General features: G+C 72.0%; 17 protein-coding genes. 5 read left to right on the top strand and 12 right to left on the bottom strand.

Annotated elements, in window-relative coordinates; translation table 11 throughout:
- Positions 1–3: 3 nt before the first annotated feature.
- Complete coding sequence (locus HWD93_RS05495) at positions 4–891, bottom strand: MurR/RpiR family transcriptional regulator (protein WP_261646277.1); 888 nt, start codon at positions 889–891, stop codon at positions 4–6.
- Positions 892–1,029: 138 nt separating this feature from the next.
- The gene (locus HWD93_RS05490; RefSeq protein WP_261646276.1) at positions 1,030–1,680 is read right to left on the bottom strand and encodes an NUDIX domain-containing protein; all 651 of its coding nucleotides are present in this window, start codon (positions 1,678–1,680) and stop codon (positions 1,030–1,032) included.
- Positions 1,681–1,768: 88 nt separating this feature from the next.
- Here HWD93_RS05490 and HWD93_RS05485 point away from each other — a divergent pair, with 88 nt between their 5' ends.
- Positions 1,769–2,713, top strand: a complete 945-nt coding sequence (locus HWD93_RS05485; protein WP_261646275.1) for an ADP-ribosylglycohydrolase family protein — start codon at positions 1,769–1,771, stop codon at positions 2,711–2,713.
- A 98-nt stretch (positions 2,714–2,811) separates the two neighbouring features.
- Here the strand turns inward: HWD93_RS05485 and HWD93_RS05480 are convergent, their stop codons facing one another.
- From HWD93_RS05480 to HWD93_RS05465, 4 genes are all read right to left on the bottom strand, one after another.
- Positions 2,812–3,180, bottom strand: coding sequence for a hypothetical protein (locus HWD93_RS05480; RefSeq protein WP_261646274.1), 369 nt, complete (start codon positions 3,178–3,180; stop codon positions 2,812–2,814).
- Between the two features lie 100 nt (positions 3,181–3,280).
- Positions 3,281–3,757, bottom strand: a complete 477-nt coding sequence (locus tag HWD93_RS05475) for a DUF4395 domain-containing protein (RefSeq protein ID WP_261646273.1) — start codon at positions 3,755–3,757, stop codon at positions 3,281–3,283.
- Entirely contained in the window at positions 3,754–4,242 is a 489-nt protein-coding gene (locus tag HWD93_RS05470; protein ID WP_261646272.1) for a thioredoxin family protein, read from the bottom strand. Before HWD93_RS05470 ends, HWD93_RS05475 begins: the two co-directional genes overlap by 4 nt.
- Before the next feature lie 94 nt (positions 4,243–4,336).
- Positions 4,337–4,942 (bottom strand): TMEM175 family protein, encoded by a 606-nt coding sequence (locus HWD93_RS05465; protein WP_070418568.1) that lies wholly within the window; start codon positions 4,940–4,942, stop codon positions 4,337–4,339.
- A gap of 42 nt (positions 4,943–4,984) precedes the next feature.
- On the opposite strand from HWD93_RS05465, the gene HWD93_RS05460 reads away from it, so the two are divergent.
- Complete coding sequence (locus HWD93_RS05460) at positions 4,985–5,206, top strand: DUF1653 domain-containing protein (protein WP_261646271.1); 222 nt, start codon at positions 4,985–4,987, stop codon at positions 5,204–5,206.
- Between the two features lie 66 nt (positions 5,207–5,272).
- Here HWD93_RS05460 and HWD93_RS05455 read toward each other — a convergent pair whose 3' ends face one another.
- Positions 5,273–5,467 (bottom strand): hypothetical protein, encoded by a 195-nt coding sequence (locus tag HWD93_RS05455; RefSeq protein ID WP_261646270.1) that lies wholly within the window; start codon positions 5,465–5,467, stop codon positions 5,273–5,275.
- A gap of 14 nt (positions 5,468–5,481) precedes the next feature.
- Complete coding sequence (locus HWD93_RS05450; protein WP_092387732.1) at positions 5,482–6,030, bottom strand: hypothetical protein; 549 nt, start codon at positions 6,028–6,030, stop codon at positions 5,482–5,484.
- A 155-nt stretch (positions 6,031–6,185) separates the two neighbouring features.
- Here HWD93_RS05450 and HWD93_RS05445 point away from each other — a divergent pair, with 155 nt between their 5' ends.
- A complete protein-coding gene (locus tag HWD93_RS05445; RefSeq protein WP_261646269.1) occupies positions 6,186–9,704 on the top strand; it encodes a TM0106 family RecB-like putative nuclease in 3,519 nt (1,172 codons plus the stop codon).
- A gap of 9 nt (positions 9,705–9,713) precedes the next feature.
- Here HWD93_RS05445 and HWD93_RS05440 read toward each other — a convergent pair whose 3' ends face one another.
- The 4 genes from HWD93_RS05440 to HWD93_RS05425 all read right to left on the bottom strand — a co-directional run bounded on the left by HWD93_RS05440 (position 9,714) and on the right by HWD93_RS05425 (position 12,756).
- Complete coding sequence (locus HWD93_RS05440; protein ID WP_070418571.1) at positions 9,714–10,142, bottom strand: SseB family protein; 429 nt, start codon at positions 10,140–10,142, stop codon at positions 9,714–9,716.
- Between the two features lie 86 nt (positions 10,143–10,228).
- The gene (locus HWD93_RS05435) at positions 10,229–10,897 is read right to left on the bottom strand and encodes a GPP34 family phosphoprotein (RefSeq protein ID WP_261646268.1); all 669 of its coding nucleotides are present in this window, start codon (positions 10,895–10,897) and stop codon (positions 10,229–10,231) included.
- A 92-nt stretch (positions 10,898–10,989) separates the two neighbouring features.
- On the bottom strand, positions 10,990–11,808 hold the full coding sequence (locus tag HWD93_RS05430; RefSeq protein ID WP_261646267.1) for an SDR family oxidoreductase: 819 nt from the start codon (positions 11,806–11,808) through the stop codon (positions 10,990–10,992).
- A 120-nt stretch (positions 11,809–11,928) separates the two neighbouring features.
- Positions 11,929–12,756 (bottom strand): HNH endonuclease family protein, encoded by an 828-nt coding sequence (locus HWD93_RS05425; protein WP_261646266.1) that lies wholly within the window; start codon positions 12,754–12,756, stop codon positions 11,929–11,931.
- A 125-nt stretch (positions 12,757–12,881) separates the two neighbouring features.
- Between HWD93_RS05425 and HWD93_RS05420 the strand changes: the two genes are divergently transcribed.
- Together HWD93_RS05420 and HWD93_RS05415 are read left to right on the top strand one after the other, a co-directional pair.
- Positions 12,882–13,427, top strand: a complete 546-nt coding sequence (locus HWD93_RS05420; RefSeq protein ID WP_070418575.1) for a cysteine hydrolase family protein — start codon at positions 12,882–12,884, stop codon at positions 13,425–13,427.
- A 34-nt stretch (positions 13,428–13,461) separates the two neighbouring features.
- Complete coding sequence (locus HWD93_RS05415) at positions 13,462–14,241, top strand: aldo/keto reductase (RefSeq protein WP_261646265.1); 780 nt, start codon at positions 13,462–13,464, stop codon at positions 14,239–14,241.
- Positions 14,242–14,384: the final 143 nt, after the last annotated feature.

Genomic DNA, 14,384 nt, shown 5'->3' with positions numbered 1-14,384 from the left:
GATTCAGGAACGGTGATGCGTGCGGACCGCGTGGCGGCTGCGTGCGAGGAGCGGGCGGGAGCGTTCGTCGGTGCGCTGGGCGACGACGATGAACAGGGCGTCGACGATGGCGAGCTGACTCATCCGGCTGCCCATCGCGGCGGGGCGGAGGTCGCTCTCGGCGCCGGCGACGCCCAGCAGGACGTGGTCGGTGTGGTGGGTCAGTGGCGAGGTGGCGTGGCCGGTGATCGCGACGACGGTGGCCTCCTGCATCTTGGCCTCGGTGGCGACCTCGAGCGCCTCGACCGTGGTGCCGGAGTGGCTCGTGATGACGAGGACGTCCTTCGGGCCGAGGACGCTCGCGAGCGTCAGGGCGTTGTGCGGGTCATCCGCGATCGAGCTCGCGATGCCGATGCGTTCGAGCTTGAGGTGGAGATCGCGGGCGACGATGCCGCTCGCGCCGACGCCGTACAGGACGACCCGCCGGGCCTCGCTGATGCGGACCGCTGCGGCTTCGAGGGCGAACGGATCGAGCGTGGCGCGGGTGTCGCTCATCACGGCGCGGACGTCCTCGGTGACCTTCGCGATCACGGTGGTGACGTCGTCGTCGACGCTGACGCCCGCGTGGATCTCGGTCTCGCGGCGCTCGTGGATGCCGCGCTCGACGGCCCGGGTCATGCTGCGCTGGAGTGCGGCGAAGTTCGCGAACCCGAGGTGCTGGGCGAAGCGGGAGACGGTCGCGGGGGAGACCCCGGCGCGGTCGGCGAGTTCGGCGGCGCTCGTGGTGGCCGCGGTGCCGGGGTCGTCGAGGACGGCGTCGGCGATCGCGCGCATGCTCGTCGGCATCGCGCCGGACTGGGTCCGGACGAGGGCGAACGCGTCGGCGCGGTCGGTACGGTCAGCAATCGTCATGCGCTCCATGAAAGCGCATTGCACCGACACTCGCCAGTGCTGCAAGTTACTTTCGTGTTTCGTCGGCGCGTTTCGTGAGCAGAAAGTGTCGGGTCGGCGCCTCGGACCCGACCGTTTCTGCTCACCAAGCAGGCGGCCTCAGGCGCGCCGGTACCGGGTCGCCGGCTTGCCCGGGCCCGCGGCAGCGCGCGAGCCCGTGTCGACGAGCAGCGGCAGCATCGCCCGGCGGAACGAGTCGGGCAGGAGTCGCTCGCCACGGACGGCCTCGTGCACGTGCCGCAGTTCCGACATCGTGAACGGCTCGGCCAGGAGGCCTCGCGGATCGGGTGCCGCAGCGTACGACGCCCGCAAGGAGGCCACCGCGAAAGCCACGATGTCGTCGTGCCCGTGCACCATCCCCGTCGCGGTGTCGACCGGGACCAGGCGCGCCTGTGACGGGTTCAGCGACGACGACAGTGCTGAGAAGGGCACCACGTCGAGGTGCGCCACCGATAGCACCCATCCCCGGTCGTCCCGCGCGGGGTCGTCGAACACGTGCAGCTGCGTCGGCGCCAGCCCCGTCACGCCGGCCTTGTCCGACAGCGACCGCAGGACCGCCGAGGCCAGCCGCTCGCCCTCGTGCACGAACGTCCCCGGCAGCCGCCAGTCGCCGTCGATCGCGTCGCGCACCTGCAGGACGGAGAGATCGCCCCCGGTCGGCACCGTCAGCACCGCGGTGTCGACGGCGACGGACGGCCGCGGGTAGTCGGTCAGCCGCTTGCCGCTTGCGTCGCGGTACTGGTTCGCCATGGCGATGAGTTTACGCACACTTGCGCAAACTGCGACGATCGTGCAGACTCGGGTTTACGCAATTCCGCGCAAACCTGAGGAGGCGGCCATGCTGACCACCGAACAGACCGACCGGGCGATCGGCGCCGTCATCGGCTCCGCCGCGGGCGACGCGCTCGGCGCGGGCTACGAGTTCCGCCCCGCCGTCCCCGAACCCACCCCGATCCGGATGGCCGGCGGCGGCTCGTTCGGCTGGGCTCCGGGGGAGTGGACGGACGACACGAGCATGGCCGTCCCGATCCTCCGCACGCTCGCGCGCGGCGGCGACCCGGCATCCGAGGAAGCGCTCGACGGCCTCGTCGCGGCCTGGGCAGCGTGGGCCGTCACCGCGCCCGACGTCGGCATCCAGACGCGCAACGTCCTCACGGGTCTGGAGGCGCGGGTCGCCTCCCACGCACGCGCTGCGGCCCGGCAGGAACACGAGTACAAGGGGCAGTCGGCCGGCAACGGATCGCTCATGCGGACGGCGCCGCTCGTGCTCGGGTACCTGACCGGTGCGGCCGACGAGGAGCTCCGGCTCGCCGAGGCCGCCCGGGCGATCAGCGACCTCACGCACTACGAGTCGGACGCCGGGGACGCGTGCGTGCTCTGGTGCGTGGCGATCCGGCACGCGGTGCTCACCGGCGAGCTCGACGTACTGCGGGGCCTCGACCTGCTCGACCTCGAGAAGCGTCGGCTGTGGGTGGACCGGCTCGTCACGGCAGAGCACTCCGAGCCGGTCGACTTCACGGACTCGAACGGGTGGGTCGTGTCCGCGATGCAGGCCGCCTACTCGGCGGTCAAGCGGAGTTCGTCGCTCGAGGACGCCCTCGTCCGCGCGGTCCGGACCGGGAACGACACCGACACGGTGGCCGCGATCGCCGGTGGGCTCGCGGGTGCGCTGTACGGCGCGGCCGCGCTGCCGGGCGAGTGGCGCGAGCTCCTGCACGGGTGGCCGAGCCTGCGCGCGGACGACCTGGTCGCGCTGACCGAGCAGGCGCTCGCGACGCACTGAGCCGTTGCGCGCTCGAGTCGTGGCGGCGGAGGATGTCGTGGGGGGATCCTCCGCCGCCACCTCTGGGCGGAGGCGAGCCGCGCCTCCAGTCCGTCCGTTCAGAGCGCGCTGCGCGCCCGCTCCACCGCCTCGATGAAGCGGGGGATGCCCCACATCAGGAAGGTCGGCTCGATCCCGCTCCGCAGGGTGATCCGGACCTTCTTCCGCAGGCCGCTCGACACGTCGTCGAGTCGGGCGATCTCCTCGACGGGGATCCCGAAGTCGGAGCGGGCGAAGTTGAGCGGGTGGGCGGTGAACCAGATGACCTCGGGCGTGAGGGTGAGGCGTCCGCCGACCTCGATCCGGCGGCTCGGGCGGGAGCTGGCCGGGGGCGCGTAGCCGGGGATGATGTCGGCCGCGCCGGAGTTCTCGTGGTCGGCGAGGTAGGTCGCGACCTTCTTGAGCAGTGGTGTGGTGTGGTCCCCCATGCGGTCAGCCTACGAGACGGGGCACGGGTGCCAGGAGGCGCGGATCACCTCGAGGACGCGACCTGCGTCGCGGGGGTGGGTCGCGCCTCCTGGCCCGTGATCAGACCGCGGACCGCTGGCGGAAGACGCCTGCGCGGACCAGCCACACGTAGAGGAGGCAGCCGATGCAGACGTCGAAGACGGCGTTGAGGAACGCGGCGACGAGCGCGATCGCCGCACCGACGGGGGCCGCGTACGGGACGCCGACGAGCGCGAGGACGAGGGCGAGGGCCGTGATGACGAGGCCGACCTGCTGGGCGAAGGTCGGGGGTTCCGGGGCCTCGAGCTCGGCGGGCGGGCCGAGCCTCGGGCGGACGAGCCGGCGGAACAGCGCGCCGTAGGGGTGGCGGCGGATGCCGGCGATGCCGCCGATGGCGAAGAACACGACGATGACGGCGAGCAGTGCGATGCCGATCGGCCACGTCGTGGGGATCAGGGTGAGGACGATCGTCGCCGCGAGGAGGACGGTCGTGATGGCGGCGCCGAACCTCGGGGAACGGGGGTCGATGCCGCGGGCAGGGTCGTTCGTGGCGGTCATGGGGACTCGTCTCCGGGGGTCGTTGCTGGTGCTGCTGCTGGTGCTGTGAGGACGGTGTCGAGGGCTGCGGTGAGCTCGGCGGGTCGTGGCGGGCCGCCGAACCGGGTGTGCACCGCGCGGCCTCGGTCGAGGAGCAGGACCGTGGGGGTCTGCATGACGGCGAAGCGTCGGGCGAGCTCGGGGCGTTCTGCGAGGTCGATCTCGAGACGGGTGACGCCGGGGTGCTCGGCGGCGAGGGCGTCGAGCTGGCGACGGGTGGCCGGGCAGCGGGCGCAGGTGGGCGTGGAGAACTGGACGAGGGTGGCCTCGGTGCCGAAGGCCTCGGCTGGGGCGAGGTCGGCGGTCGTCGGATCGGCAGTGGTGGTGCGGGTGTCGTTCGTCCGCGTGGGGCGGGCCCGCCCGGTCCGCGCGCGCAGGAGCAGGCCGAGGGCCGTGGCGAGTGCGAGGACTCCCACGAGGACGGCGACTGCTGCGGCGACGGTCATGTCGCGACGGTACGTCCTCAGGAGCTCGGGAGCATCGACATGACCGCGTGTGACGAGCCGCGGCGGGCGGGCCGCGGCGTCCGAACCGGTCGGGTCAGGTGCGGGGCTTCGGCAGCAGTCGGCCCAGCGTGCCCTGCAGGACCAGGAGGAGCACCCAGTAGAGGCCGATCGACGGGAAGATCATCGAGAGGACGAGCGCGAGGGCGAGCAGCACGGCGGCGATCGGACCCTTCCGCCAGTCACCGAGCGGCGAGGAGAGCAGCTCCGGGGAGCGGCGGAGCTCCCACTCGATCGCGGTCAGCGTGAGGCTCGTCACGACCATGCTGCCCAGGTAGAGGGCGTGTGCGACCCGGTCGCCCTCGACCTCGGTGTTGAGCAGGTTCGCGGCGAAGGGCAGGAACGCGATGCTCACGAGCCACACGAAGTTGAGCTGCATCACGCGGATGTTGTACGAGCGGACGTGCTCGAACACCTGGTGGTGCAGCGTCCAGAAGCGGGCGATGACCCAGAACGTGATGAAGAACTCGAGGAGCGCCGGCCAGTGCTCCTGCAGCAGGTCCCCGGCGCCCCTGCCACCGCTGAGTTCGCCCGCCAGGTCGACGAGCGGGAGGATCAGGATCGTGATCGCGATGGCGACGGTCGCGTCGGAGAAGTTCACGAGGCGGTCGAGACCACGTTCGGTGCGTGCCGGCTCGGTCATGGAGCCGAGTCTAGGGACCGCGACGGCCCTAGCATCGGGAGCATGGTCGACGACGTGACGCCTGGACGGTACCGGCACTTCAAGGGCGGCGAGTACGAGGTGGTCCTCGTGGCGCGGGACGTCGAGACCGAGGAACCGGTGGTCGTCTACCAGGCGCTGTACGGGGAGCGCGGGCACTGGGTGCGGTCGCTCGCGGACTTCACGTCGTGGGTGTCCCGGGACGGCTACGAGGGGCCGCGCTTCGTCCGCGTGGCCGCTGTCTGACGATCTGATCGTCAGCCGTCGCCCGCGCCGGCGTCGGTGCGGGCGACGGGCTGTGCGTGCCGTCGCTCAGGGCCGACGGTTCCTCCGGCGGCGGATCGCGCTGCCGGTGGAGACCATTGCGAGGAACAACGCGATCGCAGCCAGTGCTGGTCCGTACCAATGGTCGGCGGTCGCGGGCCACGTCGCCGACACCGAACCGAGGACGACCAGGCCCACGCTGGTGATCAGCGCGAACGGCAGGCTGGTGACGAATCGGCGCACGGCGCTCGCACGCCTCAGGCGCATCGCGGCTTGACCTTGCCGCCAGCGAACGGGTAGACCCGCAGCTGCTTCGTCCCGCAGCGGATCGCGCCGCTGCCCGTGATCGCGACCGTGGCAGCCGTCAGGATCGCCCCGACGACGACGCAGAACGTCCCGCCGCTCACGGCGCAGACCGCCGCGCCGAGGGCGAACGCGGAGCCGCTGATGATCATGTTCTGGTCGGTGGCATTGAAGCTCACGAAGGTTCCCTTGGAGTCCCTGCCGGCACCGAGGCGCTGCGTCGTCGGCGCCGTCACGAGGTCGAAGACGAACCCGTCCCCGAGGTCGATCGTCGTCACCGAGCCGTCCGGTGTCGCCACCGTGCTCGTGACTGCGCCCACCGCGCGCGCTTCGGTGATGGCCTGATCGATCTGCGTGGGAGTGAGGCTCGTCGCTTCGCGCATCACGTCCGTCTCGGTGCGTGATGCTTCCGCTGCGTTGGCTGCTGGGGTGACGAACACCCCTCCGGCGATCAGCGCGCCGGTCGCAGCGAGCCCGATCATCGTGTGCCGCAGACGTGTCATGTGGTTCCCCTTCTTCGACGGAGCCGCGACGGTCGCGGATCCAACAGCACTATGGACTGCAGTACCAGAATGTCGCAATGCATATTTCACTTCTGCATGGTGATGTCGGCGGGCGGGCCTAGGCTCGCAGGGCACCGAGGAGACGGGGGAGACGCATGCAGATCGGCGGCGACGGGCAGGTCCTGCTCAGCCCGAGCGACCTCTCGACGTGGGCGGCCTGCGAGTGGGCGTTCCTCCGGCGCATGGACGTGAAGCTCGGCCGGGGCGAGCCCCTGCCCGAGTCGCACGACGACATGCTCGAGCGCACGGCACGCCTGGGGGACCAGCACGAGCTCGACTACCTCGCGATCCTCCGCGAGACCCGGGACGTCGTCGAGTTCGACCGACCGGCGCCGCCCGAGTACCCGGCGGCTGCGGCGGCCGCACTGGAGGCGATGCGCACCGGCGCGGACGTCCTCTACCAACCGACCTTCTTCGCGCCGCCGACGGCAGAGGCGCCGGGCTTCATCGGCTTCGCCGACTTCATCATGCGGAACGACCGCGGCCAGTACGAGGTCTACGACACCAAGCTCGCCCGCCACGCCAAGATCAGCGCGCTGCTGCAGCTCGCCGCGTACGCCGAGCAGATGCAGGCGCACGGCATCCCCACCGGCGAGCAGGTCCACCTCGTGCTCGGCGACCGCACGACCACCACGCACGACCTCGCCGACATCGCGCCGGTGTACCGGACGCAGCGCGCCGAGCTGCAGCGGGTGATCGCCGAGCGGATGACCGAGACCGAGCCGCTGCAGTGGGCCGACCCGCGGTACTCGTCGTGCGGCCGGTGCGACGTGTGCACGACACAGGTCGCCGAGCACCATGACCTGGTCCTCGTCGCGGGCATGCGACTCGACCAGCGGACGAAGCTCATCCGGCAAGGGGTGCGGACGATCGACGAGCTGGCGGACCGGACCACGGCCGTGCCCGGTCTCCCGCGCGGGACGCAAGCGCGGCTGGTGCGTCAGGCGCGCCTCCAGGTCGACACCGAGCACGCGCGGACCGCAGCCGACGGTGCCCAGGCGACCGGGACGACCAAGCCGCTCTTCGAGGTGCTCGACGCCCGAGCGCTCGACGCGATCCCGACGCCGGACCCGGGCGACGTGTTCTTCGACTTCGAGGGGGACCCGCTCCACACCGAGGACGGCGTCCACTGGGGACTCGACTACCTGTTCGGGCTCGTCGACCCCGAGGCGCGCTTCACGGCGTTCTGGGCGCACACGATCCGCGACGAGCGCCAGGCGCTGCTGGACTTCCTCGCCTTCATCGAGGCTCGGCGGCAGCAGTACCCGGGGATGCACATCTACCACTACGCGGCGTACGAGCGGACGCACCTGCTGTCCCTCGCTGCCCGGCACGGCGTCGGTGAAGAGGCCGTCGACGACCTGCTCCGCGCCGGGGTCCTCGTCGACCTGTACCCGATCGTGCGCAAGGCGCTCGTGGTCGGCAGCCGCAGCTACTCCATCAAGAAGCTCGAGCCGCTGTACACGGGTTCGGACCTGCGGCTCAGCGATGTGACGAACGCGGCGGACAGCATCACGGCGTACGTCGACGCGATCGAGGAGCTCCGGAACGGTGACGCCACCGCCGGGCAGCACATGCTCGACGAGGTCGCTGACTACAACGCCTACGACTGCCGGTCCACGCTCCGGCTGCGCGACTGGCTCCTGTCGCTCCGAGCGACAGCGCGCGCGTCCTCGTCCGCGCCCGTCGCTGCCGAGCCGGACGAACTGCTCCCGCCGATCCCTGTCGACCGCGAACCGAACCCCGTGTACACGGCGCTCGCCGCGCAGCTCGACGGGGTCGACGCCCTCGACCGCACGCCCGACCAGACGGCGTTGGCGCTCGCCGCAGCCGCGATCGACTACCACCGGCGCGAGGCGAAGACGTTCTGGCAGGACCACTTCGACCGCCTGCGGAACCCGGTGGACGAGTGGGCGGACACCCGCGACGTGCTGGTCGTCGAGCGGGCGTCGGTCGAGCGCGACTGGGACACGCTGCCGCGTGCCCGGTCGCAGTCCCGAGAGATCCGGTTGTCGGGGACGCTCGCGCCCGGTTCGCGGCTCCGTCCAGGAGGCACGCCCCACCTCGTCTACGACGACCCGCTCCCGCCGTCGATCGCCGCTCCGGCGCCGGGTTCGAAGGGCGCGTCGGCCCGCGCCGTCGTGCTGGACGCGTTCGAGGACGGTGACGGCTTCGAGGTGCTCGTGAAGGAGAGCCTGCCGGTCGGCGGCTCGCCGCACGAGGACTTCCCGGTCGCCCTCGCGCCGGCGGCACCACCGCGGGCGAAGCCCCAGCCCGAGGCGATCGCGGAGTGGGGACAAGAAGTCCTCGACGCCCTGCCCGCGATGCTGCCCGATCCGGCGCTCGACCTCCTCCGCCGGGTCCCGCCGCGGGGGCCGATCGTCCCCGTGCAGGGGGACGACACGGTGTCGGCCGTGGTCGCGACGCTGCTCGGCCTCGACCGGTCGTACCTCGCGATCCAGGGTCCTCCGGGGACGGGCAAGACCTACGTCGGATCGAACGTCGTCGCGCGGCTCGTGCGCGAGTACGGCTGGCGCGTCGGGGTCGTCGGGCAGTCGCACGCGACCTCGGAGAACTTCCTGGCGTCGGTCGTGCAGGCCGGGGTGCCCGCCGACCGCGTGGTGAAGGTGCCCCGGGCGGGAGCGGACCCGGACGACGTCGAATCGGCACCGTGGACGCCCGTGAAGAACAACGCCGCCGTGGCTGCGTTCCTGTCGTCCTGCGCCGAGACCGGCAGGGGCGGGGTCGTCGGCGGGACCGCGTGGACCTTCGCGAACGAGGGCACGATCCCGCGCCGCTCCCTCGACCTGCTCGTGGTGGACGAGGCCGGGCAGTTCTCCCTCGCGCCGACGATCGCGTCCTCGATCGCGGCGACGCGTCTGCTCCTCCTCGGGGACCCGCAGCAGCTGCCGCAGGTGTCGCAGGGGTCCCACCCGGAGCCCGTCGACGAGTCGGCCCTCGGCTGGCTCGCCGACGGCCAGCACGTGCTGCCGGACGCGTTCGGGTACTTCCTGGCGCGGACCCGGCGGATGGAGCCGGCACTCACGGCGTCGGTGTCGGCGCTGTCGTACGACGGGCAGCTCGCGTCGATGGTGTCCGGGCGACACCTCGACGGCATCGACGCGGGCGTCCACCCGGAGCCGATCGTGCACGCGGGGAACACCACGTCCTCGGTGGAGGAAGCGGCTCGGGTCGTCGCCCTCGCGCAGGACGTCGTCGGTCGGCGGTGGGTGGACGGTGACACCGAACGCGTGCTCACGGACGAGGACGTGATCGTCGTCGCGCCGTACAACGCCCAGGGGGCGGTGATCCGCGACGCCCTCGACCGCGCAGGACTGCGGGGGACGCAGGTCGGCACGGTGGACCTGTTCCAGGGGCGCGAGGCCGTCGTGTCGATCGTGTCGCTCGCGGCGTCGAGCGCTGCCGACATCCCGCGCGGGTTCGACTTCCTGCTCATGCCGAACCGGTTGAACGTGGCGTTGTCGCGGGCGAAGTGGGCGGCGTACCTCGTGTACTCGCCGGCGCTGGCGACGGGCTTGCCGCCCTCGATCGCCGGGCTGTCGCTGCTGTCCCGGTTCATCGAGCTCGTCGAGCCCGGTCCGAGCGGCCGCTAGGCGACGGGGTCAGCCCTGGTCGGGGTCCTCGTCGAGCTGGACACCGCTCTGCATCTGCGCGCGCATGCCCGCGAGGACGTCGGCGTGCAGGAAGTTCGCCTCGGCGGCACTCGTGGGGTCGACCACGATGCCGAACTCCTCCGGCAGCGCCGTCACGAGCTCGGACATCGACACCGGGCGGCCCTCGGTGTCGGGCAGGCCAGCGGCGAGTTCGGCCGGGTCGGTGAACACCGGGACGAACGGCTTCTCGCGGATGACCACGTGCGCGACGCTTCCGCCGTCGGGAGCGTCCGCGGGACGCCACGGCACCCACGCGGCGCTGCGGAGGAAGCCGGCCGGCGAGGTCGCCATGCGCCGCCGGAGTTCGGCGGCGGCGGTCGGCGGGGTCTTGTCGACGCCACGGCCGAAGGCGGATCCGGTCTGGTCGTTGGTGCTCATGCGGTTCCCTCCCGAGGGTCGTCCACCATGCTGTCACGGCCGACGGCGTCGTCACGACGTCGCAGCACGGACGCCGGCGATCGGGCTCAGCTTGAGGAGATCGTCGCCGTCGTCGCGGCGGTGCTCGCCGCCACCGTCGCCATGATCGCCGCCGTCTGGATGTCCTCGAGCACGGCCTTGACCGCGGGGCTGGCCCAGCCGCCCGAGGTGACCTCCTTCACGAGCGCCCGGTCGACCTTGCCGAACTGCTTGCGGAGCGTGCTGGTCGCGTCGAGCAGGCTGATGACGGCGGCGGCGAACGGCGTGGGCTCGGCGCGCCCGGCGAGGACGTCGCCGATGCCGGCGCGGAGGAGCGCCTCGGGGCCACCGTCGCGCTCCGGGTACTTCGTGGTGGGGAAGATGCCGAGCGTCTTGCCCTGTTCGAGCGTGATGAGGCCGCGTGCGATGAGTCCGGCGAACACGTCGTCCCGCAGCGGTCGCTTGCCGATGCGGGTGATCCACCACTTCGCCTTGCGGGGCTTGTCGGCGGCGGCGATGGTGCCGACGACCCCGTCGAGCACCGGGTCGCCGGTGGCCGCACCGTTCACGACGGTGACGAAGCCGTCCTGCAGCGAGACGACGCCCCGCAGGGCGAGGTCCGCGAGGACGGCACCGGCGAGCCCCGCGTCGAGGGTCTGCACGTCCGTGGACTTCCGCCCGTCGGACTCGATCTGGAGGAGCGCGAACGCCTGCGGGACCGTGAGTTGCTCAGCCATGTCCGCAGCCTGCCACGCGGGGCGGGGGTGCGCCGCGCCTCCAGGCCGATGCCCAGCGCACGTCGAGGTGGGCGCGCGCCGGGCTGCGTGACTCAGTACGCGGCGGACTGTCCGCCGTCGATCGGGACGACCGTGGCGTTGACGTACGAGGCGTCGTCGGACAGCAGGAAGGCGACGACGGCGGCGATCTCGGGCGCCTCGCCGTAGCGCTTGGAGGGGTTGACCTGGATGAACTCCTCGGCGGCCTTGCGGGGGTTCTCCGGGTCGAGCTGCTTCATCGAGTTCTCGACCATCGGCGTCCAGATGGCGCCGGGGGCGATGGCGTTGATGCGGATGCCGTAGCGGCCGTACTCGACGGCCGAGTTGCGGGTGAGACCGACGACCCCGTGCTTGGCGGCGGCGTAGCCGGACTGGTTGCCGATGCCGCGGATGCCGCCGACGCTCGCCGTGTTGACGACCATGCCGGAGCCCTGCTCGCGCATGGTCTTCAGGACCTTCTCGAGGCCGAGGAACACGCCGCGCAGGTTGATCGAGACGACCTTGTCGAACTCGGCGGCGGTGAACGACTCGGTCGGGTTCTGCTTGCCCTCGATGCCGGCGTTGTTGAAGAAGCCGTCGATGCGGCCGAAGCGCTCGGTGGTGGCGGTGGCGTACGCCTCGACCTGGGCCTCGTCCGAGACGTCGGCGACGGTGGTGAGGACCTCGGCGTCGGGGGCGGTCTCGAGCACGGCCGCCTTCGAAGCCTCGAGTCCCTCGGCGGAGACGTCGACGAGGGAGAGCTTCGCGCCCTCGGCGGCGAGACGGACGGCGGTCGCACGCCCGAGGCCGGAGCCGCCGCCGGTGATGAGGACGACGCGGTCGGTGAAGCGGTGCGCGGGGGAGCTGGTTGCGGGGGAGCTGGTTGCGGTCATGGGGAGGCCTCCTGAGGTCTTCGACGGTGAAGGGCTCGGGGTCCGCGGTGGAGCAGCGAGTCCGAACGATGCATTCGCATCGACGGGAGATAGGCTACACCTGTTGTCTTGCGGCCGTGCTCAGCAGGTCCGCAGGATCCGCTCCATCGCGTCGTGCTCGGCGGGGGCCACCCACAGGCGGTACTTCGTCTTCACCGCCACCTGGTGCTCGATGTACGTGCACCGGAACGACTTGTCCGCCGGCAGCCAGGTCGCGGCGTCGCCGGAACGCTTCTGCGCGTTCGAGTGCTGGTCCACCGCGAACAGGTTCGCCGGATCGTTGGCGAGCGACTCCCGCTCACGCTGCGAGAGCTGCTGGGCCCCGGTCCGCCAGGCGTTCTCGAGCGCGACGACGTGGTCGATCTGCACGAGGGTGGAGGTCCTCTCGCCGCGCACGAAGCCGATCGTCGCCCAGGTGTACGGCGACACGAGCGTCCCGGTGAGCACCCGGCAGGGGCCCTGGCGGGTGATCGCCGAGAGGTCCCGCGCCAGCACGTCGTTCCGCGTGTCGCAGCCGTTCCGGTCGACGTCGAGCCACGCGGTGCCGAAGTCACCGACCCGGTCGTACCCGGTGGCGGGGGCCTTGCCCTTGACCGGCAGGGCGGCGAGTTCGGCCCGCGCGGTGGCTGCTGTTGCGGCATCGGCATCGGTCGCGGTCGGCGCGCTCGGTGCGCTCGTCGCGTCGGTTCGGGAGGCGCGGGTCGTCCCCGGCGCGCCCGGTTCCGTCTCGATGGTGGGGGCGTCGGTCCCCGTGGGCGCGCTGGTCGTCGCCGGTGCGGCTTCGGCGTCGGGCGCGATGATGCCCGCGGTGTGCAGGGCGTACCCGCCGACGGCGAGTGCGAGGACGACGAGGACGGACGTGAGGCTGGTGCGGGTGCGGGTGCGGGTGCGGCGTCGGCGGGACGTCATGCGTGGGTGGAGCTCCTGGTGGTGCGGTGGTGCGGTGCACCGACGATGATGCCGGACACGTCGGACATCGCCCCGGACCCCGGCGGAGGGTCGGCCGCCCGGCCCACCGGAGTAGCGTCCACGAGGTGGGCACCGCACTCCTCGTCATGGACTACCAGAACAGCATCGTCGAACGACTCGGCACGGACGAGGCCCTGGCTGCGGCGACGGCAGCGGTCTCGGCCGCCCGGGAGCGCGGCATCCCCGTGGTCTTCGTCCGCGTGGCGTTCCGGCCGGGCGCACCCGAGGCCGCGCGCACGAACAAGATGTTCGGCGGGATGCGGGAGCGCATCGGGTCCCAGACGCCGGGGTCGACGGACGTGCACAGCGCGTTCGGGGTCGGGGACGACGACCTCGTCGTGACGAAGCTCCGCGTCAGCGCCTTCGCCGGGTCCGACCTCGAGGTGCTGCTCCGCGGCCTCGAGGTCCGCGACCTCGTGCTCGCCGGGATCGCGACGAGCGGCGTCGTCCTCTCGACGCTGCGCCAGGCGGCCGACCTCGACTTCGGGCTGACGGTCCTCTCGGACGCATGTGCCGACGGCGACGCGGAGGTCCACCGCGTCCTCACCGAGAAGGTCTTCCCGCGGCAGGCGGAGGTCGTCACCGTCGCCGAGTGGACCGCCTCGCTCTGACACCGTTCCGCGGGCATGGCGTAGACACGGGTGCATGACCGATTACGCGAACCCGTCCGTGTCCGTCACCGGTGGGTCGATGCCGCTCCTCGGCTTCGGCACCTGGCAGATCCCCGACGCCGAGGCGCCCGCCGCCGTCGGCGAAGCACTGGCGGCCGGGTACCGCCACATCGACACCGCCACCGGGTACCGCAACCAGCGCGGCGTCGGGAAGGCCGTCGCCGAGTCCGGACTCGCCCGCGACGACGTCTTCGTGACGACCAAGCTGCCGCCGGACAACGCCGACCGCGTGCGGGAGACCATCGAGGAGAGCCTCGACCAGCTCGGCCTCGACCACCTCGACCTCTGGCTCGTGCACTGGCCGCCGAACGGCGAGGCACGCCCGGACGTGTGGGAGCAGGTCGTCCAGGCGCAGTCGGACGGCCTCACGAAGGCGGTCGGGGTGAGCAACTACTCCCTCGCGCAGATCGACGAGATCACCTCTGCCACGGGGACTGCCCCGGCCGTGAACCAGATCAAGTGGAGCCCCGTCGAGTTCGACCGCGCCGTGGCCGACGGGCTCGCGTCCCGCGGGGTCGTCCTCGAGGGCTACAGCCCCTTCAAGGCGAGCAACCTGCAGGACCCGACGCTCGTCGACATCGCGACCGCACACGACGCGGACAGCGCGCAGGTCATCGTTGCCTGGCACGTCGCGCACGGGTTCGTCGTCATCCCGAAGTCGTCGAACCCCGAGCGCATCCGGTCGAACGCCGCCGGTGCCCGGATCGAGCTGTCGTCCGACGAGGTCGCCGCGATCGACGCCCTCGCCCGCTGACCCTCGGCACGGCCCACGTCCCGCGGGACCACGCACCGCCGTGGTCCCCCGGCACGTCACTCGTCCTGCTGCCGCGCCGCCGGCGGACTGGAGGCGCGGTGCGGGCCCGACCCGCGCCTCCAGTCCCGCACGGCGCGCGTTCC

The sequence above is a fragment of the Curtobacterium sp. C2H10 genome (assembly GCF_025407985.1).
GTDB lineage: Bacteria > Actinomycetota > Actinomycetes > Actinomycetales > Microbacteriaceae > Curtobacterium.
Note: the sequence above shows the minus strand (reverse complement) of the source record. Positions and strands in the feature narration are given on the sequence as shown.

What these genes read in the sequence shown, in the direction of transcription:
- HWD93_RS05440 (WP_070418571.1), bottom strand. Translation starts at nt 10,142, where the DNA reads ATGAGCACCAACGACCAGACCGGATCCGCCTTCGGCCGTGGCGTCGAC.
- HWD93_RS05495 (WP_261646277.1), bottom strand. Translation starts at nt 891, where the DNA reads ATGACGATTGCTGACCGTACCGACCGCGCCGACGCGTTCGCCCTCGTC.
- HWD93_RS05450 (WP_092387732.1), bottom strand. Translation starts at nt 6,030, where the DNA reads ATGACACGTCTGCGGCACACGATGATCGGGCTCGCTGCGACCGGCGCG.
- HWD93_RS05435 (WP_261646268.1), bottom strand. Translation starts at nt 10,897, where the DNA reads ATGGCTGAGCAACTCACGGTCCCGCAGGCGTTCGCGCTCCTCCAGATC.
- HWD93_RS05460 (WP_261646271.1), top strand. Translation starts at nt 4,985, where the DNA reads ATGGTCGACGACGTGACGCCTGGACGGTACCGGCACTTCAAGGGCGGC.
- HWD93_RS05490 (WP_261646276.1), bottom strand. Translation starts at nt 1,680, where the DNA reads ATGGCGAACCAGTACCGCGACGCAAGCGGCAAGCGGCTGACCGACTAC.
- HWD93_RS05415 (WP_261646265.1), top strand. Translation starts at nt 13,462, where the DNA reads ATGACCGATTACGCGAACCCGTCCGTGTCCGTCACCGGTGGGTCGATG.
- HWD93_RS05430 (WP_261646267.1), bottom strand. Translation starts at nt 11,808, where the DNA reads ATGACCGCAACCAGCTCCCCCGCAACCAGCTCCCCCGCGCACCGCTTC.
- HWD93_RS05470 (WP_261646272.1), bottom strand. Translation starts at nt 4,242, where the DNA reads ATGACCGTCGCCGCAGCAGTCGCCGTCCTCGTGGGAGTCCTCGCACTC.
- HWD93_RS05425 (WP_261646266.1), bottom strand. Translation starts at nt 12,756, where the DNA reads ATGACGTCCCGCCGACGCCGCACCCGCACCCGCACCCGCACCAGCCTC.
- HWD93_RS05485 (WP_261646275.1), top strand. Translation starts at nt 1,769, where the DNA reads ATGCTGACCACCGAACAGACCGACCGGGCGATCGGCGCCGTCATCGGC.
- HWD93_RS05480 (WP_261646274.1), bottom strand. Translation starts at nt 3,180, where the DNA reads ATGGGGGACCACACCACACCACTGCTCAAGAAGGTCGCGACCTACCTC.
- HWD93_RS05445 (WP_261646269.1), top strand. Translation starts at nt 6,186, where the DNA reads ATGCAGATCGGCGGCGACGGGCAGGTCCTGCTCAGCCCGAGCGACCTC.
- HWD93_RS05475 (WP_261646273.1), bottom strand. Translation starts at nt 3,757, where the DNA reads ATGACCGCCACGAACGACCCTGCCCGCGGCATCGACCCCCGTTCCCCG.
- HWD93_RS05465 (WP_070418568.1), bottom strand. Translation starts at nt 4,942, where the DNA reads ATGACCGAGCCGGCACGCACCGAACGTGGTCTCGACCGCCTCGTGAAC.